Source organism: Streptomyces sp. NPDC060064 (assembly GCF_042736455.1).
Classification (GTDB): Bacteria; Actinomycetota; Actinomycetes; order Streptomycetales; family Streptomycetaceae; genus Streptomyces.
The window spans coordinates 1-26,655 of the sequence record NZ_JBHWWF010000014.1 but is presented as its reverse complement, the minus strand read 5'-3'; the positions used below and the strand labels follow the sequence as shown (position 1 = coordinate 26,655).

At 68.4% G+C, this 26,655-nt stretch carries 23 protein-coding genes; 7 read left to right on the top strand and 16 right to left on the bottom strand.

The features are described from left to right. Window positions 1-213 precede the first annotated feature (213 nt). A complete protein-coding gene (locus tag ACFWDI_RS18080) occupies window positions 214-1,077 on the top strand; it encodes a hypothetical protein (protein ID WP_385305087.1) in 864 nt (287 codons plus the stop codon). 106 nt (window positions 1,078-1,183) lie between these two features. Here ACFWDI_RS18080 and ACFWDI_RS18075 read toward each other — a convergent pair whose 3' ends face one another. The 4 genes from ACFWDI_RS18075 to ACFWDI_RS18060 form a co-directional block, all read right to left on the bottom strand. Beyond that, window positions 1,184-3,373 (bottom strand): hypothetical protein, encoded by a 2,190-nt coding sequence (locus tag ACFWDI_RS18075; protein WP_385305085.1) that lies wholly within the window; start codon window positions 3,371-3,373, stop codon window positions 1,184-1,186. 313 nt (window positions 3,374-3,686) lie between these two features. Then, window positions 3,687-4,109: a DUF6113 family protein gene (locus tag ACFWDI_RS18070; RefSeq protein ID WP_385305084.1), complete on the bottom strand. Its 423-nt coding sequence runs from the start codon at window positions 4,107-4,109 to the stop codon at window positions 3,687-3,689. After that, window positions 4,106-4,996: an N-acetyl-1-D-myo-inositol-2-amino-2-deoxy-alpha-D-glucopyranoside deacetylase gene (gene mshB, locus ACFWDI_RS18065; RefSeq protein ID WP_385305082.1), complete on the bottom strand. Its 891-nt coding sequence runs from the start codon at window positions 4,994-4,996 to the stop codon at window positions 4,106-4,108. The genes ACFWDI_RS18070 and mshB overlap by 4 nt, the downstream gene beginning before the upstream one ends. A gap of 32 nt (window positions 4,997-5,028) precedes the next feature. Further along, the gene (locus ACFWDI_RS18060; RefSeq protein WP_327325878.1) at window positions 5,029-5,223 is read right to left on the bottom strand and encodes a hypothetical protein; all 195 of its coding nucleotides are present in this window, start codon (window positions 5,221-5,223) and stop codon (window positions 5,029-5,031) included. Window positions 5,224-5,379: 156 nt separating this feature from the next. On the opposite strand from ACFWDI_RS18060, the gene ACFWDI_RS18055 reads away from it, so the two are divergent. After that, window positions 5,380-7,518 (top strand): alpha/beta fold hydrolase, encoded by a 2,139-nt coding sequence (locus tag ACFWDI_RS18055; RefSeq protein WP_385305080.1) that lies wholly within the window; start codon window positions 5,380-5,382, stop codon window positions 7,516-7,518. 84 nt (window positions 7,519-7,602) lie between these two features. On the opposite strand, the gene ACFWDI_RS18050 is transcribed toward ACFWDI_RS18055, so the two are convergent. Continuing rightward, window positions 7,603-8,685, bottom strand: a complete 1,083-nt coding sequence (locus ACFWDI_RS18050; RefSeq protein WP_385305079.1) for a hypothetical protein — start codon at window positions 8,683-8,685, stop codon at window positions 7,603-7,605. 420 nt (window positions 8,686-9,105) lie between these two features. On the opposite strand from ACFWDI_RS18050, the gene ACFWDI_RS18045 reads away from it, so the two are divergent. The 5 genes from ACFWDI_RS18045 (at window position 9,106) to ACFWDI_RS18025 (ending at window position 15,255) form a co-directional block, all read left to right on the top strand. After that, on the top strand, window positions 9,106-10,146 hold the full coding sequence (locus tag ACFWDI_RS18045) for an ABC transporter permease (protein ID WP_385305077.1): 1,041 nt from the start codon (window positions 9,106-9,108) through the stop codon (window positions 10,144-10,146). A gap of 54 nt (window positions 10,147-10,200) precedes the next feature. Then, entirely contained in the window at window positions 10,201-11,991 is a 1,791-nt protein-coding gene (locus ACFWDI_RS18040) for an ABC transporter substrate-binding protein (protein WP_385305075.1), read from the top strand. A gap of 81 nt (window positions 11,992-12,072) precedes the next feature. Then, on the top strand, window positions 12,073-13,050 hold the full coding sequence (locus ACFWDI_RS18035) for an ABC transporter permease (RefSeq protein WP_385305073.1): 978 nt from the start codon (window positions 12,073-12,075) through the stop codon (window positions 13,048-13,050). Between the two features lie 14 nt (window positions 13,051-13,064). Continuing rightward, complete coding sequence (locus ACFWDI_RS18030; protein WP_385305071.1) at window positions 13,065-14,126, top strand: ABC transporter ATP-binding protein; 1,062 nt, start codon at window positions 13,065-13,067, stop codon at window positions 14,124-14,126. A 13-nt stretch (window positions 14,127-14,139) separates the two neighbouring features. After that, a complete protein-coding gene (locus ACFWDI_RS18025; RefSeq protein ID WP_327325872.1) occupies window positions 14,140-15,255 on the top strand; it encodes a dipeptide ABC transporter ATP-binding protein in 1,116 nt (371 codons plus the stop codon). Window positions 15,256-15,324: 69 nt separating this feature from the next. Here ACFWDI_RS18025 and ACFWDI_RS18020 read toward each other — a convergent pair whose 3' ends face one another. The 11 genes from ACFWDI_RS18020 to ACFWDI_RS17970 all read right to left on the bottom strand — a co-directional run bounded on the left by ACFWDI_RS18020 (window position 15,325) and on the right by ACFWDI_RS17970 (window position 26,535). Beyond that, complete coding sequence (locus ACFWDI_RS18020; protein WP_385305069.1) at window positions 15,325-16,371, bottom strand: ABC transporter ATP-binding protein; 1,047 nt, start codon at window positions 16,369-16,371, stop codon at window positions 15,325-15,327. Next, complete coding sequence (locus ACFWDI_RS18015; RefSeq protein WP_385305068.1) at window positions 16,364-17,338, bottom strand: ABC transporter ATP-binding protein; 975 nt, start codon at window positions 17,336-17,338, stop codon at window positions 16,364-16,366. Before ACFWDI_RS18015 ends, ACFWDI_RS18020 begins: the two co-directional genes overlap by 8 nt. Window positions 17,339-17,348: 10 nt before the next feature. After that, window positions 17,349-18,329, bottom strand: a complete 981-nt coding sequence (locus tag ACFWDI_RS18010; RefSeq protein ID WP_385305066.1) for an ABC transporter permease — start codon at window positions 18,327-18,329, stop codon at window positions 17,349-17,351. Then, window positions 18,322-19,245: an ABC transporter permease gene (locus ACFWDI_RS18005; RefSeq protein ID WP_385305065.1), complete on the bottom strand. Its 924-nt coding sequence runs from the start codon at window positions 19,243-19,245 to the stop codon at window positions 18,322-18,324. Before ACFWDI_RS18005 ends, ACFWDI_RS18010 begins: the two co-directional genes overlap by 8 nt. Window positions 19,246-19,341: 96 nt before the next feature. Then, entirely contained in the window at window positions 19,342-20,970 is a 1,629-nt protein-coding gene (locus ACFWDI_RS18000) for an ABC transporter substrate-binding protein (RefSeq protein WP_385305063.1), read from the bottom strand. A 137-nt stretch (window positions 20,971-21,107) separates the two neighbouring features. After that, a complete protein-coding gene (locus tag ACFWDI_RS17995) occupies window positions 21,108-21,773 on the bottom strand; it encodes a hypothetical protein (protein WP_385305061.1) in 666 nt (221 codons plus the stop codon). After that, a complete protein-coding gene (locus ACFWDI_RS17990; RefSeq protein ID WP_385305059.1) occupies window positions 21,766-22,278 on the bottom strand; it encodes a SigE family RNA polymerase sigma factor in 513 nt (170 codons plus the stop codon). The genes ACFWDI_RS17995 and ACFWDI_RS17990 overlap by 8 nt, the downstream gene beginning before the upstream one ends. Window positions 22,279-22,436: 158 nt before the next feature. Next, window positions 22,437-23,585, bottom strand: coding sequence for a dipeptide ABC transporter ATP-binding protein (locus ACFWDI_RS17985; RefSeq protein ID WP_327325866.1), 1,149 nt, complete (start codon window positions 23,583-23,585; stop codon window positions 22,437-22,439). Further along, window positions 23,578-24,636 (bottom strand): ABC transporter ATP-binding protein, encoded by a 1,059-nt coding sequence (locus ACFWDI_RS17980; RefSeq protein WP_362686772.1) that lies wholly within the window; start codon window positions 24,634-24,636, stop codon window positions 23,578-23,580. The genes ACFWDI_RS17985 and ACFWDI_RS17980 overlap by 8 nt, the downstream gene beginning before the upstream one ends. An 11-nt stretch (window positions 24,637-24,647) precedes the next feature. After that, window positions 24,648-25,616, bottom strand: a complete 969-nt coding sequence (locus ACFWDI_RS17975) for an ABC transporter permease (protein ID WP_385305056.1) — start codon at window positions 25,614-25,616, stop codon at window positions 24,648-24,650. Beyond that, window positions 25,609-26,535: an ABC transporter permease gene (locus tag ACFWDI_RS17970; RefSeq protein WP_385305055.1), complete on the bottom strand. Its 927-nt coding sequence runs from the start codon at window positions 26,533-26,535 to the stop codon at window positions 25,609-25,611. The genes ACFWDI_RS17975 and ACFWDI_RS17970 overlap by 8 nt, the downstream gene beginning before the upstream one ends. Between the last annotated feature and the right edge of the window lie 120 nt (window positions 26,536-26,655).

Below are 26,655 nucleotides of genomic sequence, written 5' to 3'. Positions count from 1 at the left end.
GGGGGCCGGGCATCACGTACCGGCCCAAGCCCGGTGCGGCGCCGGTCAATTCGGCCCTCCGGTGGCCGCCGTGCGCCTGCCCTCGATGCACTCACTCGAAGTGACCGTACGTGTACGGATGTTGATGTACGGTGAGCGCAAGACGGCCCCCGTCGCTGGTTCGCACCCAGCTACGAGGGCCTACACCACGAGTGCCACTAGGAGGCACCCGAAATGCTTCGGCATGTTATCGCGCCTGCGCGTTTCTTCTCGCAGGTACCGAACGAGATCATCCGCCATCCGCGCCTGTCCTCCGACGCCGTACGGCTCCTGACCTGGCAGCTGTCGCTGCCGAAGGACGCCGACGAGCCGCTGTCGAAGACCGCCGAGCGCGCCGGTATCAAGAAGATCGCCTTTCTGCGGGCCAAGCAGCAGCTCAAGGCGGAAGGCTTTCTGCACGAGTGGCGGGAACAGGCCGACCGGGGGCGCTGGCGGACCCGGCAGCTCGTCTCCAACGTGCCGCTCAGCGCCGAGGAGGCCGCCCACGCGCGAGACGGCTCACCGACGGTACGGGAACCGGCCGCCGGTGAGCCGATCGCTCGGGCTGTCGGCCGTCACCCAGAGAAGATCCCCCCGGGAAACACCTCCAACCCTCCCGCCGCGCCGACGGAAGCCCACCACGTCGTGGAGCAGATTCAGGAGTTGGACCGGAGGCTGCGCGTACCCCGGGCAATGCTGCCGGAGCTCGCGGCCCTCGCCGCGCAGTGGCTGGCCTGCGGCCACACGGCCGAGACACTGCGGGCCGGGGTCAGACGCAGCCTGCCCGCGCCGGGTACGCCCATCCCTCGGCCCGGTGGCCTGCTGCGGTACGTCCTGCGAGACGTGCCGCCCGTCGACGTAACCCCGGAACCGAGGGTCGCGCGGATGCGGGAGTGCGGGGGCGAGCACACTCAGCCACGGCTGTTCCGTCCGGTCGCGGACGAGGAGCTGTGCCCCGAGTGCCGACAGGGGCGGGCCGAGACACCGGCGGCCCCGCTCCCAGCGACGCGCGGCGCGGCGCTCGCCCGTGCGGCGATGACAGGGGCGTGGACGCCGTGAGCGGGCGGATGCCACCCGCGCCGGGACCCCGGGTCGCCCGTGTCGCCGGTTCGCCCTCGATCGCCGGACGGGCTCGGACTGAGCCGTCCGGCGATCGAGGACCGCGCTAGCTCGGGTCGAGCGCTATCTCGCTGACACGCTCGGCCGGCGACTTGCCGCGCAGCGCCGTGCCCATGGCCTGGGCGACGTCGTCCGCGGAGAGCTGGTGCTTCTTGCCGTCGCCCTTGGTGATCATGACGCCGTCGAAGACACCGTCCAGGAGGTCTTCGATCGCCTTCTTGTCGTAGACCTCGACGAGCTTGCCGTCGATCGCCTTCATGGAAAGGATCTTGGGCAGCGACTTCGCCGGTCCGAACTGGATCTGCTTGCCGCCCGCCTTGATGGTGATCAGGTCGGACATCGCGGGCTCGGCGAAGTCCTTCATCGCCCGGTCGAGCTCGGTCTTCGTGATGGTCGGCTCGCGGGTGGCGACGGGGAGCGGGACGACGTTCGGCCTGCCGGTCTCGACCTGCGCGCGGTAGGCGTCCTTGACCGAGATCATCGAGCGGCCGACGTCCAGCGTCTGGCCCGCCTTGCCGGGTACGGCGACGGCCTTGCCCGGCTCGAACTTGATCGTGCCCTCGGTGGCCGAGCCGGAGACGCCCGCCAGGTCGGTGAGCGCGACGCCCAGCTTCTCCTCGTCGACCAGGATCACCGGTTCGGCGACACGCTCGGCGCCGAGGAGGGAGCCGATCACCGAGACCGGGTTGTAGTCGCTGCCTGCGGCGGCGCGAACGGTGGCCTGACTGTCCAGGGAGAGTCCGGCCTTGTCCGGGGCGAGCTGCTCCTTCTTGCCGCCCACTGTGAGCTGGAGCGAGCCGGCGGCGCGCTTGCCGAGGGCGGCGTCGAGCTTGTTGACCGCCTCTTCCTTGGTGCCGCCGCCGATGTCGACGCCGAGCACCGTGGTGCTCTTGGGTACGTCGGAGTGGTTGAGCAGCAGGCCGGCGCCGTAGGCGATACCGAGCAGCCCGACCGCGCCGGCTCCGGCGAGCACCAGTTTGGAGCGGCCCTTCTTGGCGGGCGCGGGCCTGGGGCTGGGAGCGGGCCTGGCGGCGGCGGGTGCGGGCACGACAGGACCGGCGGGGCCGCCGGGTCCACCGCCGGGACCGCCCGGGAACTCCGGTGCGGAGAAGTCCCCCTCGTCGAAGCCCTGCTGGCCGGCGCTGTGGGGCGCCAGCGGGTTCGGGCCGGTGCCGGGGCCGGAGAGCGGGCTGCCGAGCGGTGGGAACGGCGAGCGGTGGTCGCCGGGGACCACGGGGATGCCGCTGGTCAGCGTGTCACCCGAGACATGGCCGCCGCTGAACTCGGGGGCGGGCTGCTGCGGGGTGAGCACGGCGGTGTCGTCGGACATCCGGGGCGCGCCACCGGGACCGGAACCGGGACCGCCGGAACCGGGAGCGCCCGGACCGCCGGGGCGCCGGCCGAGCGGCATGCTGCCGGTGACCGGTCCCGTTGTCGGCCCGGTGGGTCCGAGGGATGCGCCGGGCGAACGTACGCCCAGCGGAGGCGTGCTGCTCCCGGGAGCGAAGCCGTTCGGGCCGGTGGCCGGGCCGTCGGCGTTCGCGGCCAGATCGCTGAGCGAGCCGCCACTGCGCGGCGCTCCGGGTCCGCCGCTGCCGGGCCCTCCGCTTGCCGGTCCACCCTGACCGGGAATGTTCACACCGGGACGGCTCTGACCGGGACCGCCCTGCTGGCCGTCCGAGAAGTACGGGAGACCGGTACCTGGACCGCCGCCGTTCGCGCCGGCGCCCGGGCCCGCGGGCGAAGCGGGAGCGGACGGCTGCGCGGCCGATGCCGCCAGACCCGCCCCATTCGTGCCCGTCCCGTTCGCGCCCGGAGCCGGACTCGATTTGCGGGGCGCGAACCAGTCGCTGGTCGGCGCCTTCTCCTCGGCCGGCGGCTCCGCCGCAGGCGCGGCAGGCTCCTCCGCCACGTCGGGCCGCCGCGTGCTGCCCGTGCGCTCGCTGTCCTGTCTGGCCGAGGCGGCGTCCACGTCGCTCATCGGCGTACGCATGACGACCGGCGGGATCGGCCGCGAACCCGGGATGTTGATCCGGATACGCGTGGTCAGCGTGGTCTCGGTCTTGGGCTCGTCCGGCTGCGGCTCGGGAGCCACCTCCGCGGCATCGTCCGGAGCGTCCTGCGGAGGATGCAGCGACGGATACTGGCGGGATCCGTACGGCGGTGTCCCCGAGGGGTACGCGGCTCCACCGCGCCCCTGGGGGCCGGAGGACGAACTGTCAGTTTCACGACTCAAAGCAGGTTCTCCCGGTTGGCTTCGCCGCCCGTTTCTTACTGGATAGCAACTGCTGCGGGCGGCTCGGCGGCGCGCACCACCTTACTGGCCGCTGCCGACAGACACCCCGGGACTGTGGAAAGCGACATTTCCGCCGACCGTACGGGCATGGTCAGTTCAGTGGCTTCCCACCCCTTGGGGCGACCCACCATAGGGGCCCGCCGCACAGGGTGCGTGCCGGGGGTCCCACCCGAGGTGAGCGCGGTGTACCGCACATTGACCTCGTACACGCCGGAAAGGCAGACAACCCGGGAAGAGTTGCTCCGCCGGGCCCTCACTTACCGAGTCGGCCGGACCCGCCATCCGGTCGCGCGGGCCGCGACATCGTGGCACACATCACAGCCAACGCCATTCCGCCCAGCATGAAGACGAGCGGCCCGACTCCCGCGGAGAACACCCCGTCGCCCTCCGGGCGGCCGATGCTGAGCAGCACGATCGCGAGCAGCCAGCCCACAGCCGGCGCCAGCACGCCGAGCTGCGTCCCGGTGGCCCGCAGCGAGCCGTAGAACAGACTCGTCGTGGCGAGCAGAGCCAGCACCAACCCGCCGGGGAACCAGGCCCCTTGGACCAGCGAACCGGCGATGCCGACCAGCGCCCCGAGCACGGCGAGTCCGAGGTAGGCGGCGATCCGGCCGGGCTTCGGCGACTGGGCGAGCCAGGCCCCCGGTGCGTCCCGTCCTGCTGCGGATCCACTCATACCGGCACCCCCGCAAAGAGATCGTGTTCACGCGCGCCGGGCGGTGCGCCGGACTCGCCCTGCACCAACTGGTAGTACTCGGTCGCGAAGATCGGCTGTCCCAGATCGTTGGAGAGTGCGAAGAAGGGGCCGTCCACGGCGATTTGGGTGGCATGGGCCCGCATCGCTGCCGCCTTCTCCTCCGCGTACGCCGTGGCGTCAATTGCGGTGGTGATCTCGGAGTCGTCCACGACGCCCGGAATGTCGTCGAGGGCCGCAATGCCCGGGAAGTCCGCCCCGCCGGCAGCGCGGAGCCGGGCGAAGCCCTCCTCGGCCACCGAGCGCGGCACCCGGTTCCAGTAGATCTTGGCGATCGTGTGCGCCTCGCCGAGGTCGTGCCGGAAGGCGGGATCGGCGGCCAGCTCGGCGGCGCGCATCGCGACCCGGTGCGCCTGGATGTGGTCGGGATGTCCGTACCCGCCATTCGGGTCGTACGTCACCAGCACCTGCGGACGCACGGAACGGATCACCCCGACGAGGTACGGGGCCGCGTCGTCCGGGTCGGTGTTCCAGAACGCGCCCTCGCGGTGGTTCTGCTCCAGGCCCATCATCCCGGAGTCGCGGAACCGGCCGGGACCACCCAGGAAGCGGTGGTCGGTGACGCCCAGCTCCTTCATCGCGGCGGCCAGTTCGCCGACGCGATGAGCGCCCAGCCGGTCCTCCCGGTCGGGCGCGAGATGGGCGAGGTCAGGCGGGATGACCTCGCCCTCCTCACCAAGGGTGCAGGTCACCAGGGTGACCTGGGCGCCGGCGGCCGCGTACAGGGCCATCGTCGCGCCGTTGTTGATCGACTCGTCGTCCGGGTGCGCGTGCACCAGGAGCAGACGACGGGCGGGAAGATCCTTCATACGGGACAGCCTACGAGGCCGGACCCGCTGCGCTAGAACTTGAGACCACCGATCACTCCGGCCACATTTGTGGTGAGTTCGTTGATGGTGGGGGCAATGGACGAGCTTGCGAGATAGAACCCGAGCAACACGCAGACCGCCGCATGCCCACCCTTCAGCCCGGACTTCCGGACCAGCAGGAAGACGACGATCGCCAGCAGCACCACCGCCGAAATCGAGAGTGCCACGGCGGTTCACCTCCACGGATATTCGGTCGGGACGGGCAGGTTGCATGTGCCAGGACGTTCATACCCACCTTGCGCCGCGGATCATAACTATCCACACCAACGCATCGATCGGTGCACAGCAGCACACGGGGGCGCACGAACGCTAGGTTCGGTCACATGACCTCGAGGCAGCAGCTCTCCTTCCCGCGTCAGTACGCCAGGACCCAGCGCTTCACGCTGGGCGCACCGCGCGCGTTCACCGTGTCCCCGGACGGCTCCCGGGTGGTGTTCCTCCGTTCGGCCTCCGGGACCGACCGGGCGGGGCGGCTCTGGGTGCTGGATCTCGACCCGGACGGGCGCCAGGCGCAGGAGCGCCTGGCCGCCGATCCGGACGCGCTGCTCGCCGGTGCCGCGGAGAAGCTGTCGGCGAAGGAGCGGGCCCGGCGCGAGCGCAGCCGGGAGGGGTCGGCGGGCATCGTCGGCTATGCGGTGGACCAGGCGGTCGAGTTGGCGGCGTTCGCGCTGTCGGGGCGGCTGTACACGGCTGAGCTGCGGGCCGGGACCGCGCGCGAACTGCGGGTGCCGGGGCCGGTGATCGACCCTCGGCCGTCTCCCGACGGCCGGCACATCGCGTATGTGGCGGGCGGCGCGCTGCGGGTGACCGGTGCGGAGGGGGAAGGTGACCGGGCGCTGGCCGAGCCGGAGGACGAGCACACCACGTACGGTCTCGCGGAGTTCATCGCGGCCGAGGAGATGGACCGCTCGCGCGGCTTCTGGTGGGCGCCGGAGTCGGACCGGCTGCTGGTCGCCCGGGTCGACGAGCGGGACGTACGGCGCTGGTGGATCTCCGATCCCGCGCATCCGGACCGGGAGCCGGAGCGGGTCGCCTATCCGGCGGCGGGGACGCCCAACGCCGAGGTGCGGCTGTTCCTGCTCACGCTGGACGGAGAGCGTACGGAGGTGAGCTGGGACCGGACCCGCTATCCGTATCTGGCGCGGGTGCACTGGTCGTCCGCGGGCGCACCGCTGCTGCTCGTCCAGTCCCGGGACCAGCGGACCCAGCTGTATCTGGCCGTGGACGCGGAGTCGGGCGCCACTCGGACGGTGCATGTCGACGAGGACCCGGTGTGGCTCGATCTCTTCCCCGGGGTGCCGGCCTGGGCGCCGGACGGGCGTCTGGTGCGGATCGCGGACGAGGGCGGGGCGCGGGTGCTCGCGGTCGGCGACCGGGCGCTGACCGGAGCGCAGTTGCAGCTGCGGGCGGTGCTGGACATCGGCGAGAACGATGTCCTGGTGTCGGCGGCGGCGGGCGAGGAGGCCGCGGAGCCGGAGACCGGCGAGATCCATGTGTACCGGGTCAATGAGCTGGGGATCGAGCGGATCTCGGACGGTGCGGGAGTGCACTCGGCGGTGCGCTCCGGCGGGGTGACGGTGCTGGCTTCGTCCCGTACGGAGGTGAGTGGCGCGTCCGTGCAGGTGCTGCGGGACGGAAAGCCGGTCGCGGTCGTCCCGTCGTATGCGGAGCAGCCGGTGCTGAAGGCCCGGGTGCGGCTCTGCGAGGCGGGCGCCCACCGGATTCCGTGCGCCGTCCTGCTCCCCTCCGGCTATCAGGAGTCGGACGGCCCGCTTCCGGTCCTGCTGGACCCCTATGGGGGACCGCACGGTCAGCGGGTGTACGCGGCACAGAATCCGTATCTCACCTCCCAGTGGTTCGCCGACCAGGGCTTCGCGGTGATCGTCGCGGACGGCCGGGGCGCTCCGGGACGCTCCCCGCGCTGGGAGAAGGCGGTCAAGGACAACTTCCCGCTCACTCTCGACGACCAGATCGAGGCGCTGCACTCGCTGGCCGGGACCTTCCCGCTGGATCTCGGCCGGGTGGCGATCCGCGGCTGGTCGTACGGCGGCTATCTGGCCGCGCTCGCGGTGCTGCGCCGCCCGGATGTCTTCCATGCGGCGGTCGCGGGCGCGCCGGTGACCGATTTCCGGCTGTACGACACCCACTACACCGAGCGCTATCTCGGCGATCCGGGGACGCATCCCGAGGTGTACGCGGCCAACTCACTCGTCACGGACGACGGGTTGACGACCCCGGAGAACCCACCACGGCCGTTGATGATCATCCATGGTCTGGCGGACGACAATGTGGTGATGGCACACAGCCTGCGGCTCTCCTCGGCGCTGCTGGCGGCGGGCCGTCCGCATGAAGTACTGCCGCTGACCGGAGTGACCCATATGACGCCGCAGGAGCAGATCGCGGAGAATCTGCTGCTGCTCCAAGTGGACTTCCTCAAGCGGTCGTTGAGGCCGCAGGGGTAGGGGCCGGTGGGCTGTCCCCCGGGGTCCGGGGCGGAGGCCGAGACACGCCTCGACGGCGATTGAGGTGCGGGGGCCGGCCTGCGCTTACCAGCCGGGCGGCGGGGTCTGCGGAGGCGGTGGGCCGTAACCCGGCTGCGGGTGGCCGTGACCCGGCTGCGGCTGCCATGCCGGCGCACCCCCGCCCGACGCGTCCCCCTCCCCCCGCCGCGCAAGCGCCGGCAGCAGCACAGCCCCCGCCGCCAGCTCGAACAGCCAAGAACCGACGAGCAGTTGCTCCCGGAGTCCCACATCACCGAGATGAGACATCAACTCGTTCCGTACGGCGAAGTCGAGACCGGTCCCGCCCATGCCCACCAGGAACACCGCGACGACCAGCCCCAGCGGCCGTGAGAAGACGGCGTGGAAGAGCGCGCCGACCGCCGCCACCAGGGCGAGCACCACGATCGCCGCGGTCAGCCAGCCCGGCGGAGTCCCGAGCGGCGGCAGCCGGACGGACGTGCTGCCGGTGAAGCGGTCGAGATAGCGCGTACCCGCGTAGTCGGTCGCCGTGTAGATCTCCCAGGCCGCGAGTACGCCCGCCGATCCGCCCAGCAGCAGAAAGGCGAGCACCGAGACACCCTGGGTGGGCCGGGTCGGCGTCCGCTCGTGGGCGTATGCGCCTCGGGCGTACGGATCATGGGCATACGGGTCGCGGGCATACGGGTCGCGGGCGTACAAGTCGTTGGGGGCGCCGGGCGCACGTCGGCCCGCGGCGGCCGTGATGATCAGTCCGATGCCGAGCCCGAGCGCCGCGAAGGCGCAGTACAGGGCCCGGGTGCGCAGTTCATCGGCGGAGCGCAGATCCATCCAGGAGGAGCTGAGCACCCACAGCCCCGGCAGCCGTACGGCGAGGGTGATCACTCCGGCGGCCACCAGGGCCGCGGCCGCGACGGGCGAGCGCAGGGCGGCGAGGGCCACGGTGACGTACACCGCGAACAGCAGCAGGTCCTGGAGCGTGGTCGTCAGCGGGGTGGAGGCGGCGCTGCGGCGGCTGCCGGTCCAGTACCGCCAGAGATCGAGCGGATCGGCGGCCGTGGTGAGGTCCCGGACGATCCAGGCAGCCACAATGAGCGCGAGCGCGGCGCAGAGCACCGCTCCGGTGATCCGGGCTCCCCGCGTAAGAGTCACACGTGCGATCCTGCATCGCTGTGCACCCTTGAACAAGGGCCCGCGCGGCGCGCGTGCGGCCGGCCGGGACTACATGGCGAGCCCCGGCCGGCCTACGGCACCCGCACGGCCGTACGCTGTTCAGGGTGACGCGTTCGTATATCGGAGTTGCGACAGTCAAGTTGCCTGTGTGTTAACGAAGTTGATGGGCATTTATAGAGCTATGTCGCTCACTCCGAAGACCCGTCAAGCACGTAGGCAGATCGATCTGCAAAACCTTCGCTCAAGAAGCGCACGGACAACACAGCTTCCGCCGCCAGGCCCTTGACTGACACAGACCGCGATTGCCACAGTCCGCTCAACCAGCGGCGTCCACCAACGTCCGCGGCCGGTACGTGAGTCATGAACCGTGAGTCATGAATTGCGGGGGCGAGAAGAGACGTGACGATTCCATCCCGTGCCGAGTCGGCCGACCCGGCCATCGGCCCGGCCGCCGAGACCGGACCGCCCCCTGTCGCTCTGAGCAAGGAGGAGCAGACGCTTGTCGGCCGGTCCCCGGGCCAGTTGGCATGGCGGCGCTTCAAACGCGACCGTACGGGCGTACTTTCCGCGTACATCGTGCTGTTCTTCTTCCTCGTGGCGGCGCTCGCCCCGGTGATCGGCTGGCTGTACGGAAAGGACCCTTACACCACCTACGGCCTCGATCGCCCGGAACTGCTCGATCCGATCACCAGCTATCCGATGAAACCGAACGGCGGCACCGACGGTGAATTCTGGTTCGGAATCGAGCCGAGGCTGGGCCGCGACGTTCTGATGCAGTTGGTGTACGGAATCAGGACCTCGCTGCTGATCGGCCTGGCGGCCACCGTTCTCTCCACCATCACGGGAATCCTCGTCGGGGTGACGGCCGGATACATGGGCGGCCGTACCGACTACTTCCTGGGCCGCTTCATCGATCTGCTGCTCTCCTTCCCGCAGCAGCTCTTCTTCGTCGCCTTCATGCCGGTGGTCACCGCGCTCTTCGTGAGCCCGCAGAAGGAGACCCCGACCTACTTCCGGGTCACGGCGCTGGTGCTCGTCCTGTGGCTGCTGGGCTGGATGACGCTGGCGCGGTTGCTGAGATCCTCGGTACTGAGCCTGCGCGAACGGGAGTTCATCGAAGCCGCCAAGGTCACCGGCGCTCCGCCGTGGCGCATCATCCGCCGGGAGCTGCTGCCGAATGTGACGACGCCGATCCTGGTGCAGTCCACGCTGATGCTGCCCAACTTCGTGACCCTCGAGGCCGGTCTCTCCTTCCTCGGGGTGGGTCTGGTGGAGCCGACGCCCGACTGGGGCCGGATGTTCGCCAAGGGTGCCGACTTCTACGAGGGCGACATCACGTACATGTTCTTCCCGGGCATCGCCATGGTGATCTTCGTGGTCGCCTTCAACCTGCTCGGGGACTCGGTCCGGGACGCCATCGACCCGAAGACCAAGCGTTGACGCACGTCGCAAGGCACTGAGTGTTCCGTCCGACGAGGCAGGTGCATGGAGACCATGACGTCCACCATTCAGCGAAGAGTGCGGATTTCGGCCATCGCGGTCGCCGCCGGCGCGCTAGTGCTGTCCGCGTGCAGCAGCGGCGGCGGAGGCGACAGCAAGGACAAACAGTCCAAGGAACCCGAGCTCAAGCAGCAGTCCATCACCATCGGCACCGCCCAGGACTCCACCGGACCCGCCCCGGACCTGCCGGGCGCCAAGCCGGGCGGCACGGTCACCGTGCTGCAGCGTGACGCCTTCGAGCATCTGGACCCCGGCCAGATCTATGTCAGCGACGAGCTGATCATGCAGACGCTGTTCAACCGGACGCTCACCACGTACAAGATCGACGACAAGACCGGCAAGGTGACGCTGGTCGGCGACCTCGCCACGGACACCGGCAAGTCCTCCGACGGTGGCAAGACCTGGGCGTACACCCTCAAGGACGGGCTGAAGTTCGAGGACGGTACGCCGATCACCTCGAAGGACGTGCGGCACGGCGTCGAGCGGCTGTACGCCAAGTACCAGGTGAGCGGCCCGACGTATCTGCAGCAGTGGCTCTCCGGAGCCGGCCAGACCTTCCGGAAGGCGCTGCCGGACGGCCCGTACAAGGGCAAGCATCTACCGGACAGCGTGCTGGCGACGCCGGACGACAAGACCATCGTCTTCCACTTCGCCCAGCCGCGCGCCGAGGTGCCGTTCGCGGTCGCCATGCCGAACATCACGGCAGTTCCGGCGGCCAAGGACACCCAGGAGAAGTACGACAAGGCGCCGGTCGCGTCGGGACCGTACAAGATCCAGAACTTCAAGCCGGACAAGAGCGTCGAGTTCGTCAAGAACACCAACTGGGACCCGAAGTCGGACGCCGTACGCCACCAGTACGTGGACAAGTTCTCGGTCACCTTCGGCCACCAGTGGGTGGACTCCACCCGTCGGCTCGTCGCCCAGCAGGGCGCCGACAAGACCGGTATGACCTTCACCAACGCGGTCGACCCGTCGCTGATCTCGACGGTCCTGAAGAACAAGGAGGCGATGGCGAGGTCGCTCACCAAGACCCAGCCGTACGTCGACGTGGTCAGCTTCAACATGGACCGCATCAAGGACAAGCGGGTCCGTGAGGCACTGGCCTGGGCCTGGCCCTCGGGTCAGGTGCTGCAGCAGTACGGCGGTGTCAAGGCCGGCGAAGTCGCGGGCTCGCTGGTCGGTCCGACCCTCAAGGGCTACCAGCCGGTCGACCCGTTCGAGAAGAAGAAGTACCCGGCGGGCAACCCCGAGAAGGCCAAGGCACTGCTGAAGGAGGCGGGCGCGGAGGGCAGGACGATCGTCTACGCCTACGCCAACACCGGCCCCGCCCAGAACTCCGCGGTGGTCGTGGAGCGGGCTCTGGAGAAGGCCGGCTTCAAGGTGGAGAAGAAGGAGCTCGACTCCTCGACGTACTACACGCAGATCGGCAAGGTGAAGAACCAGTACGACGCCTACCGCTCCTCGTGGGGCGCCGACTGGCCGTCCGCGTCGACGGTCGTGCCGCCGCTGTACGACGGCAAGAACATCTACGACGACTCGGCGAACTACTCGCACCTCAACTCTCCCGCCGTCAACGGTGATATCGCCAAGGCGGAGAAGATCGGCGACATCGACCAGGCCGGCAGCGAGTGGGTCAAGATCAGCCAGAAGATCCTGACCGACGAGGTGCCGCAGGTGCCGATCTTCTACAACCGGCTGTTCACGCTCTGGGGTTCGGGCATCGGCGGCGTGAAGTTCCACGAGCCGTACGGCTCCGTGGACCCGACCGCCGTGTACGTCAAGTAATCACCGGCGCATCGGATCGGCTCCCCGTCCCCGACGGGCGGGGAGCCTCCTCCGGTCCCTCTCCCGGAAGCCCGCGAAGCCATGCTGAGATTCCTCGTCCGCCGCTCGCTCGGCGCTCTCGTCATTCTTCTGGTGATCAGCGCGGTCACCTTCTTCCTGTTCTTCGCGCTGCCCGCCGAGCCCGCCCGGCTGGCCTGCGGGAAGAACTGCGATCCGGCCGCTCTCGCGCTCATCAACAGCAACCTCGGCCTCGACAAGCCGGTCCCGGTGCAGTACTGGGACTTCATGGTGGGGATCTTCGCGGGCCGTGACTTCACCGTCGGGCACTGTGACGCGCCGTGCTTCGGCTACTCGTTCGTCAATCAGGAACCGGTATGGGGCACGATCCTCGACCGCTTCCCGACCACACTCTCGCTGGCCTTCGGCGGCGCGGTCGTCTTTCTCCTCGTCGGAGTGGGCATCGGCCTGCTGGCCGCCGCGCGCCGCGGCACCTGGGTCGACAAGTTCTTCAGCTCGTTGTCGCTGCTCGGCTCGTCACTTCAGATCTACTTCGTCGGCGTGCTCTGCCTCGCGCTGTTCGTCTCCAACCTCGGCTGGCTGGATCAGCCCGAATACGTTCCGATCACCGAGGATCCGGCGGGGTGGCTCGCCGGGATGATGCTGCCGTGGCTGGTTCTCTCGATGATCTTCATCGCCAACTACAGCCGTCTCGCACGGTCGTTGATGGCCGAGCAGCTCGAGGAGGAGCATGTCCGCGCGGCCCGCGCCAAGGGCCTCGCCCGCCGGACCGTCTTCTTCCGGTACGCCATGCGAGGCGCGGTCGCCCCGGTCCTGACCATCTTCGGCATGGACCTCGGCTCACTGCTCGGCGGCGCGATGATCACCGAGGTCACCTTCACTCTGCACGGCATCGGACGCCTTGCGGTGCAGTCCGTGCAGCTCACCGATCTGCCCATGCTGATGGGCGTGATGCTGATCAGCGCCGCGGCCATCGTCTTCTTCAACATCGTTGTGGACGCCGTCTACGCCCTGCTCGATCCGCGCGTGCGGCTGGCCTAGGAGTCCTGAGCCACATGACCACCCTGACCAAGACCGATCAGCCGCCCCGGCCCGCCGCCGACGGCTCCTTTCTCTCCGTACGCGATCTGTACGTCCACTTCTCCACCGAGGACGGGACGGTGAAGGCGGTCGACGGGATCTCCTTCGATCTGGAGCGCGGCAGGACACTCGGCATCGTCGGCGAGTCCGGCTCCGGGAAGTCCGTCACGAATCTCTCCATCCTCGGTCTGCACGACCCCAAGTTCACCGAGACCCGGGGCGAGATCGTGCTGGACGGCCAGGAGATGACGGGGGCCGGGGAGCGGACGCTGGAGCGGCTGCGCGGCAACAAGGCGGCGATGATCTTCCAGGACTCGCTGACCGCGCTCTCGCCGTACTACACGATCGGCCGGCAGATCTCCGAGCCGTACCGCAAGCACACCGGGGCATCCAAGCGGGAGGCGTGGGCGCGGGCGGTTCAGATGCTGGAGAAGGTCGGCATTCCGCAGCCGAAGCTGCGGGCGCACGACTACCCGCACCAGTTCAGCGGAGGTATGCGGCAGCGCGCGATGATCGCGATGTCGCTGGTGTGCAATCCGGAGCTGCTGATCGCGGACGAACCGACGACCGCGCTGGACGTCACCGTGCAGGCGCAGATCCTGGATCTGCTGCGCGACCTCCAGCAGGAGTTCGGCTCGGCGATCATCCTGATCACCCATGACCTGGGCGTGGTCGCCAGTATCGCCGACGATCTGCTGGTGATGTACGCCGGCCGGGCGGTGGAGCGCGGTTCGGTACGCGAGATTCTGCGGGATCCCCAGCACCCGTACACCTGGGGCCTGCTGGGGTCGATGCCACGGCTCGGCTCGGACGTCTCGGAGCCGCTGACGCCGATCCCGGGGGCCCCGCCGAGTCTGCTCGCGCCGCCGTCGGGCTGCCCGTTCCATCCGCGCTGCGGCTTCCCGTCCATGGTCGGCGGCACAACCTGCGAGGACGTACGGCCGGAGCTGCCCGAGGGGCGGGGCTCCGCCTGCCACCTCACGGCCGAGCAGAAGCGAACCGTCTTCATCGAGCAGATCAAGCCCCGGCTGGGGTAGGGAGAGACGCGACATGGCGCACGAAGCCACCATCCCCGCCCCGCGTGACCGGGCTGTCTCCGACGGCGAGGTCCTGATGACGGCGGAAGGGCTGACGAAGCACTTCCCGATCATGGCCGGTTTTCCGTTCAAACGGCGTATCGGGGCGGTTCAAGCGGTCGACGGCATCGATCTCACGCTGTACGCGGGCGAGAGCTTCGGACTTGTCGGCGAGTCGGGCTGCGGCAAGTCGACGACGGGCCGGCTGCTGACCCGTCTCCTTGAACCAACCGCGGGGAAGATCACCTACCGGGGCCAGGACATCAGCCACGCCGACCGCAAGCAGCTGGCGCCGATACGCCCCGAGATCCAGATGATCTTCCAGGATCCCTACTCGTCACTGAACCCGCGGCAGACGGTCGGAAAGATCATCTCCGGGCCGATGGAGATCAACAACGTTCGGCCGGAGGGCGGGCGCGAGAGCCGGGTCCGCGAGCTGCTGGAGATCGTCGGCCTCAACCCCGAGCACTACAACCGCTTCCCGCACGAGTTCTCCGGCGGCCAGCGCCAACGCATCGGCGTAGCACGGGCCTTGGCGCTGGAGCCGAAGCTGATCGTCGCGGACGAACCGGTCTCCGCGCTCGATGTCTCGATCCAGGCGCAGGTCGTCAATCTGCTGCAGGAGCTCCAGCGGGAGCTGGGCATCGCCTTCCTCTTCATCGCCCACGACCTGGCGGTGGTACGGCACTTCTCGCAACGGGTCGCGGTGATGTACCTGGGCAAGGTGGTGGAGGTCGGCGACCGCGATTCGATCTACCACCGACCACGGCATCCGTACACCCACGCACTGCTCTCCGCCGTCCCGGAGGCGGCGCTGAGCGACGAGGCGGATGCGCGGGCGCATGAACGCATCCGGCTGGCGGGCGACGTGCCGTCGCCGATCGATCCGCCGTCGGGCTGCCGGTTCCGTACGCGCTGCTGGAAGGCGCAGACGCAGTGCGCGACCCAGGTGCCGCCGCTGGTGCGGATCGAGGGGAACCACCAGGGGCACCTGACGGCGTGCCACTTCCCGGAGGAGCCGACGCGAGTGCGGGAGGAAGACGTGATCCTGGACCCGGCGCTGCGGGACCTGGAGGCGGACGGGGGCTGAGATTCAGCCCTGAGGCGTTCGAGGAGCGGGGGCCGGTGCGGAGCCGCACGAGGCGGGGCCCCGGGCGGGTCACTCGGCGCCCGGCTCCTCCTCCGTCGGCACCACGTGCTTCTCCTCCGCGAAGTGGCAGGCCGACGGATGCCGCGTCGGCCCGCTCGCCGGCCGGAACACCGCCGGCACCTCCAGCAGCGGCACCTCCAGCGCGCACCGCTCCTGCGCCTTCCAGCAGCGCGTACGGAAACGGCAGCCCGACGGGATGTGGGCCGGCGACGGGACATCGCCGTGCAGAATGATCCGCTCCCGGCGCTCACGCGCCTCCGGGTCCGGCACCGGAACCGCCGACAGCAACGCCTGGGTGTAGGGATGCGTCGGGTGGTCGTAGATCTCCGCGTCCTTGCCGATCTCCACGATCCGCCCCAGATACATCACGCCCACCCGGTCCGAGATGTGCCGGACGATCGACAGGTCGTGTGCGATGAAGACATAGCTGAGGCTGAATTCGCTCTGCAGCTTGTCCAGCAGATTGATGACCTGCGCCTGCACGGAGACGTCCAGCGCGGAGACCGGCTCGTCGGCCACGATGATCTCCGGCTGGAGAGCCAGCCCGCGCGCGATGCCGATGCGCTGCCGCTGGCCGCCGCTGAACTGGTGCGGGTAGCGGTTGATGTACTCGGGGTTGAGCCCGACGACATCGAGGAGGTCCTGCACCTTGCGGCGCCGGTCCCCCTTGGGCGCCACCTCGGGATGGATCTCGTACGGCTCACCGATGATGTCGCCGACCGTCATCCGTGGATTGAGCGAGGTGTACGGGTCCTGGAACACCATCTGGATGTTGCGGCGGACCGCCTTCAGCGCGCGCCCGGACAGCTTGGTGATGTCGTCGCCCCGGTACCGGATCGCGCCGGCCGTGGGCCGCTCCAGGTGCACCAGCATCCTGGCGAGCGTCGACTTGCCGCAGCCCGACTCCCCCACGATGCCGAGCGTCTCGCCCGCCACCAGGTCGAGATCGACGCCGTCCACCGCCCTGACCGCGCCGACCTGCTTCTTGAAGAGGATGCCCCGGGTGAGCGGATAGTGCTTGACCAGACCGCGGACCTCCAGGATCGCCTCAGCCATTGAGTGTCTCCTGCCAGAAGTGGCAGGCGCTCCTGCGGTCCTGCGACACCTCGTACAGCGGCGGCACATCGGTCCGGCACACGTCCTGGGCCATCGGACAGCGCGGGTTGAAGGCGCAGCCGGGCGGGATGTTCATCAGGTTCGGCGGCAGGCCCTTGATCGCGTACAGCTCCCGGCCCTTCTGGTCCAGCCGCGGGATCGACTCCAGCAGGCCCTTGGTGTACGGGTGGGCCGGGGCCTTGTAGATGTCGTGGACAGGAGCCGTCTCGACGATCCGGCCCGCGTACATCACCGCGATCTTGTCGGCGACGTCGGCGACCACGCCCAGGTCGTGGGTGATCAGGATGAGCCCCATGTTCAGCTCGCTCTGGAGCTGGGCCAGCAGATCCATCACCTGGGCCTGGACGGTGACGTCCAGCGCTGTCGTCGGCTCGTCCGCGATGATCAGGTCCGGCTCCAGGGACAGCGCCATGGCGATCATGATGCGCTGGCGCATACCGCCGCTGAACTGGTGCGGATACTGCCCGACCCGCTCCTTCGCCCCCGGGATGCCCACCCGCTCCATCAGCTCGACGGCCGTGGCCCGCGCGTCCCTGCGCGACATCTTGCGGTGGACGGTGAACATCTCGCCGAGCTGGTCGCCGACGCTCAGCACCGGGTTCAAGGACGAGAGAGCGTCCTGGAAGATCATGGCCATCCCGGCCCCGCGGATCTTCCGCCGCTCCTCTTCCTTGAGCCGCAGCAGATCCTGCCCCCGGAAGAGGATCTCGCCGCCGGCGATCTTCCCCGGAGGCGTGTCCAGGATTCCCATGATCGCCTGCGCGGTGACGGACTTGCCGGACCCGGACTCACCCAGCACGGCGAGCGTCTCGCCTTCGTCCACCGTGTAGTTGACGCCGTTGACGGCCTTGGCCACGCCGTCCCTGGTACGGAACTCCACGTGCAGATCACGCACTTCGAGCAGCATGGCGGGCTCCTCAGCGCAGCTTGGGGTCGAGGGCGTCGCGCACCGCGTCGCCGAGCATGATGAACGCGAGCACCGTGACCGCCAGCGCGCCGGCCGGCCAGAGCAGCATGTGCGGCGCGTTGCGGATGTACGGGGACGCGGAGGAGATATCGATGCCCCAGGACACGGTCGGCGGCTTCAGCCCCACCCCGAGGTAGGAGAGCGTCGCCTCCAGGGCGATGAAGGTACCGAGCGCGATGGTCGCCACGACGATCACCGGCGCGATGGCGTTGGGGCTGATGTGCCGCAGCAGGATCCGGGAGTTGGACGCACCGAGCGCCCGGGCCGCCTGGACGTAGTCGTTCTGTTTGGCGGTGATGACCGAGCCGCGTGCGATACGGGAGAGCTGCGGCCAGCCCAGCAGCACCATGAAGCCGATGACGGGCCAGACCGTGGTGCTGGTGACGACGGACAGCAGGACCAGACCGCCGAGGACGACGGGGATGCCGAAGAAGATATCGGTGGCCCGGGAGAGGACCGCGTCCGACGCCCCGCCGAAGAAGCCGGCCAGACCGCCGAGGGCGGAACCGAGCAGCGCCACACCGAGAGTGGCGCAGACGCCGACGGTGACCGAGGTCCGAGCGCCGTAGACGGTACGCGTATAGACGTCGCAGCCCTGCCCGTTGAAGCCGAAGGGATGGCCGGGCTGGGAGCCCTGCTGGGCCTTGGCGAGGTCGCACTGGAGCGGATTCTGGGTGGCGATCGACTGGGGCCAGATCGCGATGAAGACCAGGAAGAGGATGATCAGGCCCGAGATGATGAAGACGGGGTTGCGACGCAGATCGCGCCAGGCGTCGGACCAGAGGCTGCGCGGCTTCTCGGCAGGCCCGGTGCCCTCCGGCCCGCCGGGGAGCTTCTCGAGGGTCGCCCCCTCGGTGGTCGCGAGGTCCATCGCACCGCCGGCGCCGGTGGAGGCGATGGCTCCCCCGTTGTCGTACTGAGGCTCAGGCATACCGGATCCTCGGGTCGAGAACGGCGTACAGAAGGTCGACCAGCAGATTCGCCTCCAGGAAGACGATGACGAGCACGGTCACGAAGCCCACGACGGTCTGGGTGTTCTGGCGCAGGATGCCCTGGTAGAGCTGGTAGCCGACGCCATGGATGTTGAAGATGCGCTCAGTGACGATCGCGCCGCCCATCAGTGCGCCGACATCGGTGCCGATGAAGGTGATCACCGGGATCAGTGAGTTGCGCAGCAGATGACGGCTGATCACCCGGCGCCTGGGCAGACCCTTCGCCTTCGCGGTGCGGACATAGTCGGAGCGGGCGTTCTCGGCGATCGAGGTCCGGGTCAGCCGGGTGACATAGGCGAGCGAGACCGAAGCGAGCACAAGACCGGGGATGATCAGCTCATTGATCGGCGCCTCCGGTGAGACGGCGGGCTTGATGATGCCCCACTCGACACCGAGCAGCAGCTGGAGGAGGAGACCGGTGACGAAGGTCGGGACGGAGATGACGACCAGGGTGAGCAGCAGCACGCCGGTGTCGACGGGGCGGCCGCGCTTCAGGCCCGTGATCACACCGAGCGTGATGCCGATCAGCATCTCGAAGACGATCGCGACGATTGTGAGCCGGATGGTGACCGGGAAGGCCTCGCCCATCAGCTCGGTGACCGGCTGTCCGTTGAAGGCGGTGCCGAAGTCGCCGGTGAAGACATTCCCCATGTACGTCAGGTATTGCTGCCACACCGGCTTGTCGAGGCCGAACTCCTTGCGCAGCTGGGCGGCGGTCGCCGGGTCGCACTGCCGCTCGCCGCAGAGTCCTGCGATGGGGTCCCCCATCACGTTCACCATGAGGAAGATCAGCAGCGTGGCACCGAAGAAGACCGGGATCATCTGCAGCAGACGCCGGATCACATAACGTCCCATGAAGGGCTCCGGGGGTCGTGGTCGCGCAATGCGGGGAAGATCGGTACAGCTGCCGGACCGGCGCGGTCGGGCACGCCGTGCCGGATGCCTTCGCCGTCACTTGACCTTGATCTCGTTGTAGACCGGGACGCTGAACGGGTTGAGCGCCACGTTCGAGACACGTTCGGAGTAGCCGGCGCTGCCGTTCTGGTACCAGAGCGGGATGGCCGCCATCTGGTCCCGTACGACCCCCTCGGCCTTCTGGAAGGTCTCCACGGCCTTCTTCGCGTCGCTCTCCGCGTTGGCCTCGTCGACGAGCTTGTCGAACTCCGCGTTGCTCCACAGACCGTCGTTGGACGAGGCATTGGTGTAGTAGAGCGGCTGCAGGAAGTTCTGGATCAGCGGGTAATCCATCTGCCAGCCGGCCCGGAACGGGCCGGGCATCTTGTGCTGCCCGATCTGGTTGCGGAAGTCGGCGAACGTACCGACCGGGTTGCCGACACATGCCCTGTCGTTGCCCAGCGCGTTGTTGATGCTGTTGCAGACGGCGTCGACCCACTCCTTGTGCGAGCCGCTGTCCGCGTTGTACGAGATCTTCACCTGGCCGCCGGGGATGCCGCCGCCCTCCGTGATCAGCTTCTTCGCCTCGGCCGCGTTGTACTCGCAGGCGTCACCGCACAGGGTGTCGCTGAAGCCGCCCTCCGCGCCGAGCACCGGCGAGGTCCAGTCCTTCGCGGGCGTACGCGTCTTCTGGAAGATCGTGTCGGTGATCTGCCGGCGGTTGATCGCCCTGGACAGTCCCTGGCGGACCTTCACGGCGTTCGGGGTGTTCCAGGCCTTGTCGTAGTACGGGAAGGCAAGAGTCTGGATGATCCCGGCGGGAGTGTTGATGTACCGGCCGCCGAGGTCCGCCTGCACATTCTTGAGCTGCGAGGCCGGCACATCGTCGACGAGGTCGAGATTGCCCGCGGTCAGGTCGGTGTAGGCGGTGTTGTTGTCCGTGTACACATTCAGGTCGACGCCGCCGTTCTGCGCCTTGTCGGTGCCCGGGTAACCGTCCCATCTGCGCATGGCCAGCTTCGAGCCCTTGGCGTACGAGTCGACGGTGTACGGGCCGTTGCCGATGGGCTTGGACAACCAGGCGTCGTGGCTGTCGAAGAACGCCTGGGGCAGCGGGGAGAAGGCAGCGTAACCGAGGGTGTCGGGCCAGGTGGAGAACTTCTGGGAGAGCTTGACCGTGAAGGTTGTGTCGTTGACGACCTTGAGGCCGGAGAGGGTCGTGGCGGTGGGCGTGCCCTTGTCCGGGTGGACCTGTGCGTAGCCGTCGATATAGCCGAAGAAGTAGGCGTTCTTCTGGTTGTTCTTCAGGTTGGCGCCGTAGTTCCAGGCGTCCACGAAGGACTTGGCGGTGACCTTCTCACCGTTGCTGAAGGTCCAGCCGCCTTTGACGGTGACGGTGAAGTTGACCGAGTCCGTGGTGGCGATCTTCTCGGCGAGCATGTCCTTGGCCTCGCCGGTCTTCGGGTCGTACCTCTTGAGACCGCGGAAGAGCATGTCGAGCACCTTGCCGCCCTGCACCTCATTGGTGTTCGCGGGCTCCAGCGGGTTCTGGGGGTCGCCCCAGGAGGAGCTCACGATCCCGTCGGCGCCACCACCGCCGCCGCTGCTGCCTCCGCCGCACGCCACCGCCGCGAGGGCTACGGCCACCGCGCATACGGCCCCTTTGGCGTGCGTGACTCCACGCATGGGGTGCCTCCCGTGTCCTGAGTACGACTTAGCACCAATACACCCCATGTAGGTATGCAGCGCACTTTTATGGCCGCTTTCCGGGTTTGCCGCTCCTCAGTCTCTGGTTCTCAATCCCCCTGGTCAGTCCTTGCTGGTCACTCCTTGGCGGCCTGCACTTCGATCACCGAGATCCAGGCCCTGCCGTGATCGACATCGACCCGCAGCCATGGACCGCCTGCACTGTCGCCCGCGTAGTACATGTCCGCACCCTTGCCCCGGGGCTCCAGACCGCATGCGGCGAGCGCGTCCGTCAGCTGCCGCAGCCCGTCGGCCGCCTGGGCGGCGTTTGCGTAGTCGACATAGCGGTGGCGGGCGATGGACTTGCCGTCCCCCTCGTAGAGCGCGGTGTACGAGACCTGGTCGAGCCTGTCCTGTGAGGTGTCCGGCGTCTGCGGGCAGGCGTCGTCGAAGCCCAGGCGTGGGAGTCGCACGGCTTCCTTGCCTGGCTCGTCGCTCAGCCTCCAGTGCCACTTCGTGAACAGCGGCACATCACTATCCGCCAGCCCATTGAACTCGTTTCCCGTCTTGTACGGGTTCGGCTCGGCGACCGACGTGGCGGCGGGCGGCCCCGCAGGCCGCACCTCCTGCGGCCCCCCGCCGCCCGGCAACAGGGCCCACGACATACCCGCCACCATCGCCACGGCGACCGCACCCGTGCCCGCCCGCAGCCGCACGCGACGCCGGTCGCCACGGGCGCGTACCTCCGCGGCGCTCGGCATCCGCACCGTCACGTCGTCCAGCAGTTCTTCGACCTCAGCCATGGCTGGCAACCCTTTCCGACGGGACGGTGGCCTCGGCGAGCCGCTCGCCGAGGATCTTCCGGGCCCGGCTGAGCCGGGTGCGTACGGCGCCGCTTGAGGCGCCCGTCTCGCGGGCGACCTGCTCCACCGGCAGGTCGAGGAGATGGTGCAGGACCACCACTTGCCGTTGCTCCGCGGTCAGTTCGCGCAGGGCACCGATCAACGCCACCCGGTCCGCCGACAGCCCGGGAAGATCCGCCTGTGGCCCATGTCTGAAGTGCGCCAGCATGCGGTTGCGGGTCCTGCGCCAGGTGCTGATCGCCAGCCGCACGGCGACCGTGCGCACCCAAGGCAGCGGATCCCCCTCACGCATCAGCCGGTCCCACCGCTGCCAGGCCCGCACATACGCCTCCTGCACGGCGTCCTCGGCCTCCGCGAGATCGCCGGTCATGGCATAGACCGTCGCGACCACGCGCTTGGCCGTGGCGACGTAGAACGCGTCAAACTCCTCCGACTGCGTCGGCATCTTCCCCCCCGGTCCCTCGTCAGCTGGTCCGTTCGTTTCCCTCTTCTGCAAGGAACACGTCTGGGGTCCGGGGAATGTTACGCACGACTTTTCGTGCGTACACAGAAGAGGGCGCCCGGACCAGCCGGTCCGGGCGCCCTCATTCACTTACTTCTGCGTCACACCGCGTGGACGACGTCCTTCTCCTCGGCGAAGTGGCACGCGGACTCGTGTGCCGCCGGGGTGTCAGCACCCTTGAAACGCTCGGGGATCGCCAGCAGCGGGACCTCCTGGGCGCACTTGTCCTCGGCCTTCCAGCAACGGGTGCGGAAACGGCAGCCGGACGGCGGGTTCGCCGGGGACGGGACGTCGCCGGTGAGAATGATCCGCTCGCGACCGCTGCTGAGCTCCGGGTCCGGGACCGGGACCGCCGACAGCAACGCCTGGGTGTAGGGGTGCGTCGGGTGGTCGTAGATCTGCGTGTCCGTACCGATCTCGGCCATCTTGCCGAGGTACATCACGCCGACCCGGTCGGAGATGTGCCGGACGATCGACAGGTCGTGGGCGATGAAGATGTAGGAGAGGTTGAACTCGTCCTGCAGCTTCTCCATCAGGTTGATGACCTGCGCCTGGACCGAGACGTCCAGGGCCGAGACCGGCTCGTCGCAGATGATGACCTCGGGGTTGAGGGCAAGACCGCGAGCGATACCGATGCGCTGGCGCTGACCGCCGGAGAACTGGTGCGGATACCGGTGGATGTACTCCGGGTTGAGCCCGACGACGTCGAGCAGGTCCTGCACCTTCTTGCGACGGTCGCCCTTCGGAGCCACCTCGGGGTGGATGTCGAAGGGCTCACCGATGATGTCGCCGACCGTCATACGCGGATTCAGCGAGGTGTACGGGTCCTGGAACACCATCTGGATGTTCCGGCGGACCGCCTTCAGCGCGCGCCCGGACAGCTTGGTGATGTCCTGGCCCTTGAAGAAGACCTCGCCGGCGGTCGCCGTCTCCAGCGTCATCAGCAGTTTGGCGACGGTGGACTTGCCACAGCCGGACTCGCCGACGATGCCGAGCGTCTCACCCTGGTAGAGGTCGAAGGAGACCCCGTCCACGGCCTTGACCGCGCCGACCTGGCGCTTGAACAGAATGCCCTGGGTCAGCGGGAAGTGCTTGACCAGGTTGCGCACCTGAAGGATCGGCTCACCGCGCTCGACCGGTGCCTCGATCGCCGCCACGGCCGCCGTCTCGGTGGGCGCGTCGACGGTCTCGACCTCGGTGACGTTCGGGGTGGCGTCCATGGGCTCGTCGGTCTTCTTGAACTCAGCCATGGATCGTCTCCTTCCAGAAGTGGCACGCGCTTCCGCGGCCGGGCAGCTCACTGCCGTCCTGCTCGGTCACCGGCACCAGAGCCGGAACCTCCGTACGGCAGATGTCGTCCGCCTTGGGGCAGCGGGGGTTGAACGCACAACCGGCCGGAATCTTGAGCAGGTTGGGCGGCAGCCCCTTGATCGCGTACAGCTCCTGGCCCTTCTGGTCCAGGCGCGGGATCGAGTCCAGCAGACCACGCGTGTACGGGTGGGCGGGCCGCTTGTAGAGCTCGCTCACCGGGGCGGTCTCGACGATCCGTCCCGCGTACATGACCGCGATCTTGTCCGCGACGTCGGCGACGACGCCGAGGTCGTGGGTGATCAGGATCAGGCCCATGTTGTACTCGCGCTGCAGCTCCGCGAGCAGATCCATGACCTGGGCCTGGACGGTGACGTCCAGCGCGGTCGTCGGCTCGTCCGCGATGATCAGGTCCGGCTCCAGGGCCAGCGCCATGGCGATCATGATGCGCTGGCGCATACCGCCGGAGAACTGGTGCGGGTAGTCGTTGACCCGCGCCCTGGCGGCCGGGATCTTCACCCGCTCCATCAGCTCGATGGACTTGGCCTTGGCCTCCTTCTTGGAGAGGCCCTGGTGGACGCGGTACATCTCGCCGAGCTGATAGCCCACGGTGAGCACGGGGTTGAGGGAGGAGAGCGCGTCCTGGAAGATCATCGCGATCTTCCGGCCGCGGATCTTCCGCCGCTCCTCGTAGCCCATGGTGAGCATGTCCTGCCCGCGGTACAGGATCTGGCCCTGCGGGATCTTGCCGGGCGGCATGTCCAGAATGCCCATGATCGCCTGCGCGGTCACGGACTTTCCGGAGCCGGACTCACCCAGTACGGCCAGGGTCTCGCCGGAGTCAACGCTGTAGTTGACGCCGTTGACGGCCTTGGCGACTCCGTCGCGGGTGTGGAACTCCACGTGCAGATCGCGGACTTCGAGCAGCGGAGTGCCGTCCGAGTCGCCCGACCGGGGCGCCGGGACACTTGATGTTTCTTCGATGATGGTCACGTACGCCCTCCTCAGCGCAACTTCGGGTCGAGGGCGTCGCGGACCGCGTCGCCGAGCATGATGAACGCGAAGACCGTGAGGCTCAGCATGCCGGCCGGGAAGAGCAGCACATGCGGGTTGTTACGGATCTCCTCACTGCCCGACGCGATGTCGATGCCCCACGAAATCGTCGGGTCGGCGAGACCGAGTCCCAGGTAGGACAGGGTCGCCTCGGCCGAGATGAAGCCACCGAGCGAGATGGTGGCGACAACGATGGTGGGAGCGATCGCGTTGGGCAGCACATGGCGGAACAGCATCCGGCTGGTGCCCGCGCCGAGAGCGCGCGCCGCCGTCACATAGTCCGCCTGCTTGGCCGTGATCACGGAACTTCGGGCCACTCGGCAGATCGAGGTCCAGCCGAGGAAGGCCAGCGCCAGGATCACGACGTACACCTTGCGCTCGGTGAACGAGTTCAGCACGACCATCGCGCCGAGCAGGAAGGGGATACCGAAGAAGATGTCCGTGACACGGGAGATGATCGAGTCGAGCCAGCCACCGAAGTAGCCCGAGAGCAGGCCCATCAGACCGCCGAAGACCGTGATCGCCAACGTGACGCCCAGGCCGACGAGGATCGAGGCGCGGGTGCCGTAGACGACACGCGCATAGATCGAGCGGCCCTGGATGTCGTAGCCGAACCACTCGGGGCTGAAGACCTTGCCCAGCTCGGGCTTGGTCAGATAGTGGTGCGTCAGATCGCCGGCCCGCGGGTCGGCGCTGGTGAACAGGCCCGGGAAGGCCGAGATCACCAGCAGCAGGACCAGCAGCGTCGCCGAGAGCCAGAACATGGGCCGGTGCCGCAGGTCGTACCAGGCGTCGCCCCACAGTCCGCGGGGCTTGCCCTGCGATTCCTTGGGGGCCTGCTCGGGTGCCGCGTCGGCCTTGGGGGGAGCGATGGCGTCGACCCTCGCGTCGACGGCCTCGGCCTTGGTCACGTCAGGCATACCGGATCCTCGGGTCCAGGACCGCGTACAGCAGGTCGACGAGCAGGTTGATCAGCAGAATCACCAGGACGAACACGGTGACGACACCGACGATGGTGGAGCCCTCGCGCTGTCCGAGCGCCTGGTAGAGCAGGTTGCCCACACCCTGGACGTTGAAGATGCCCTCAGTGACGACCGCGCCGCCGATGAAGCCTCCGACGTCCGTACCGAGGAACGTGATCACAGGGATCAGCGAGTTCCGCAGCAGATGTACGCCGACGATGCGGCGCCGCGGCAGACCCTTGGCGAGAGCGGTACGCATGTAGTCCGCCCGCAGGTTCTCCGCGAAGGTCGTACGCGTCAGCCGTGCGATATACGCCATGGAGAGCATCGCCAGGACGAAGCCCGGCAGGAACAACTGCGTGACGTCCGCGGAGTCCTGGACGTTCGGTGCCACCCAGCCGAGAGTGTCGGCGAAGAGGAACCGCGCCATGTAGCCGAGGATGAACACCGGGATCGAGATGACGATCAGGGTGAAGATCAGCACACCGGTGTCCGGGGCCTTGCCGGCCTTCAGACCGGCCCAGGCGCCGAGGCCGAGGCCGACGATCATCTCGATGGCGAGCGCCACGACGGTCAGCCGGAGCGTGACCGGGAAGGCCCGCGACATCTCGTCGAGGACAGGCCGGCCGCCGAATGTCTTGCCGAAGTCGCCCTGGAAAAGGTTGCCCATGTAGTCGATGTACTGCTTCCACATGGGCTGGTCGAGCCCGAACTCATGGCGCAAGGACGCGACCTGTGCGGGGTCTGCCGCCTTGTCACCCCACATTGCCCGGATGGGGTCACCCGGAAGAATGTGGACCATGAGGAAAATCAACAGAGTGGTCCCGATGAATACCGGGATCATCTGGAGCAGTCGCCTTGCGACGTAACGCCCCATCATGCCTCCATGCCGTGAGGGGTCGGCGATGGCCGTGTCAGAGTGATCTCCGCCTCGGGGTGTGGGGGGAGAGCCCCGGGCCTACGCCGGAGGGCCGGTGCCGCCGCTCCTCTCGGACTG

Bases quoted from the DNA above. Each gene is read 5' to 3' on its own strand.
- ACFWDI_RS18080 (WP_385305087.1), top strand. From the start codon at position 214: ATGCTTCGGCATGTTATCGCGCCTGCGCGTTTCTTCTCGCAGGTACCG.
- ACFWDI_RS18070 (WP_385305084.1), bottom strand. From the start codon at position 4,109: ATGAGTGGATCCGCAGCAGGACGGGACGCACCGGGGGCCTGGCTCGCC.
- mshB (WP_385305082.1), bottom strand. From the start codon at position 4,996: ATGAAGGATCTTCCCGCCCGTCGTCTGCTCCTGGTGCACGCGCACCCG.
- ACFWDI_RS18055 (WP_385305080.1), top strand. From the start codon at position 5,380: ATGACCTCGAGGCAGCAGCTCTCCTTCCCGCGTCAGTACGCCAGGACC.
- ACFWDI_RS18040 (WP_385305075.1), top strand. From the start codon at position 10,201: ATGACGTCCACCATTCAGCGAAGAGTGCGGATTTCGGCCATCGCGGTC.
- ACFWDI_RS18035 (WP_385305073.1), top strand. From the start codon at position 12,073: ATGCTGAGATTCCTCGTCCGCCGCTCGCTCGGCGCTCTCGTCATTCTT.
- ACFWDI_RS18030 (WP_385305071.1), top strand. From the start codon at position 13,065: ATGACCACCCTGACCAAGACCGATCAGCCGCCCCGGCCCGCCGCCGAC.
- ACFWDI_RS18025 (WP_327325872.1), top strand. From the start codon at position 14,140: ATGGCGCACGAAGCCACCATCCCCGCCCCGCGTGACCGGGCTGTCTCC.
- ACFWDI_RS18020 (WP_385305069.1), bottom strand. From the start codon at position 16,371: ATGGCTGAGGCGATCCTGGAGGTCCGCGGTCTGGTCAAGCACTATCCG.
- ACFWDI_RS18015 (WP_385305068.1), bottom strand. From the start codon at position 17,338: ATGCTGCTCGAAGTGCGTGATCTGCACGTGGAGTTCCGTACCAGGGAC.
- ACFWDI_RS18010 (WP_385305066.1), bottom strand. From the start codon at position 18,329: ATGCCTGAGCCTCAGTACGACAACGGGGGAGCCATCGCCTCCACCGGC.
- ACFWDI_RS18005 (WP_385305065.1), bottom strand. From the start codon at position 19,245: ATGGGACGTTATGTGATCCGGCGTCTGCTGCAGATGATCCCGGTCTTC.
- ACFWDI_RS18000 (WP_385305063.1), bottom strand. From the start codon at position 20,970: ATGCGTGGAGTCACGCACGCCAAAGGGGCCGTATGCGCGGTGGCCGTA.
- ACFWDI_RS17995 (WP_385305061.1), bottom strand. From the start codon at position 21,773: ATGGCTGAGGTCGAAGAACTGCTGGACGACGTGACGGTGCGGATGCCG.
- ACFWDI_RS17990 (WP_385305059.1), bottom strand. From the start codon at position 22,278: ATGCCGACGCAGTCGGAGGAGTTTGACGCGTTCTACGTCGCCACGGCC.
- ACFWDI_RS17985 (WP_327325866.1), bottom strand. From the start codon at position 23,585: ATGGCTGAGTTCAAGAAGACCGACGAGCCCATGGACGCCACCCCGAAC.
- ACFWDI_RS17975 (WP_385305056.1), bottom strand. From the start codon at position 25,616: ATGCCTGACGTGACCAAGGCCGAGGCCGTCGACGCGAGGGTCGACGCC.
- ACFWDI_RS17970 (WP_385305055.1), bottom strand. From the start codon at position 26,535: ATGGGGCGTTACGTCGCAAGGCGACTGCTCCAGATGATCCCGGTATTC.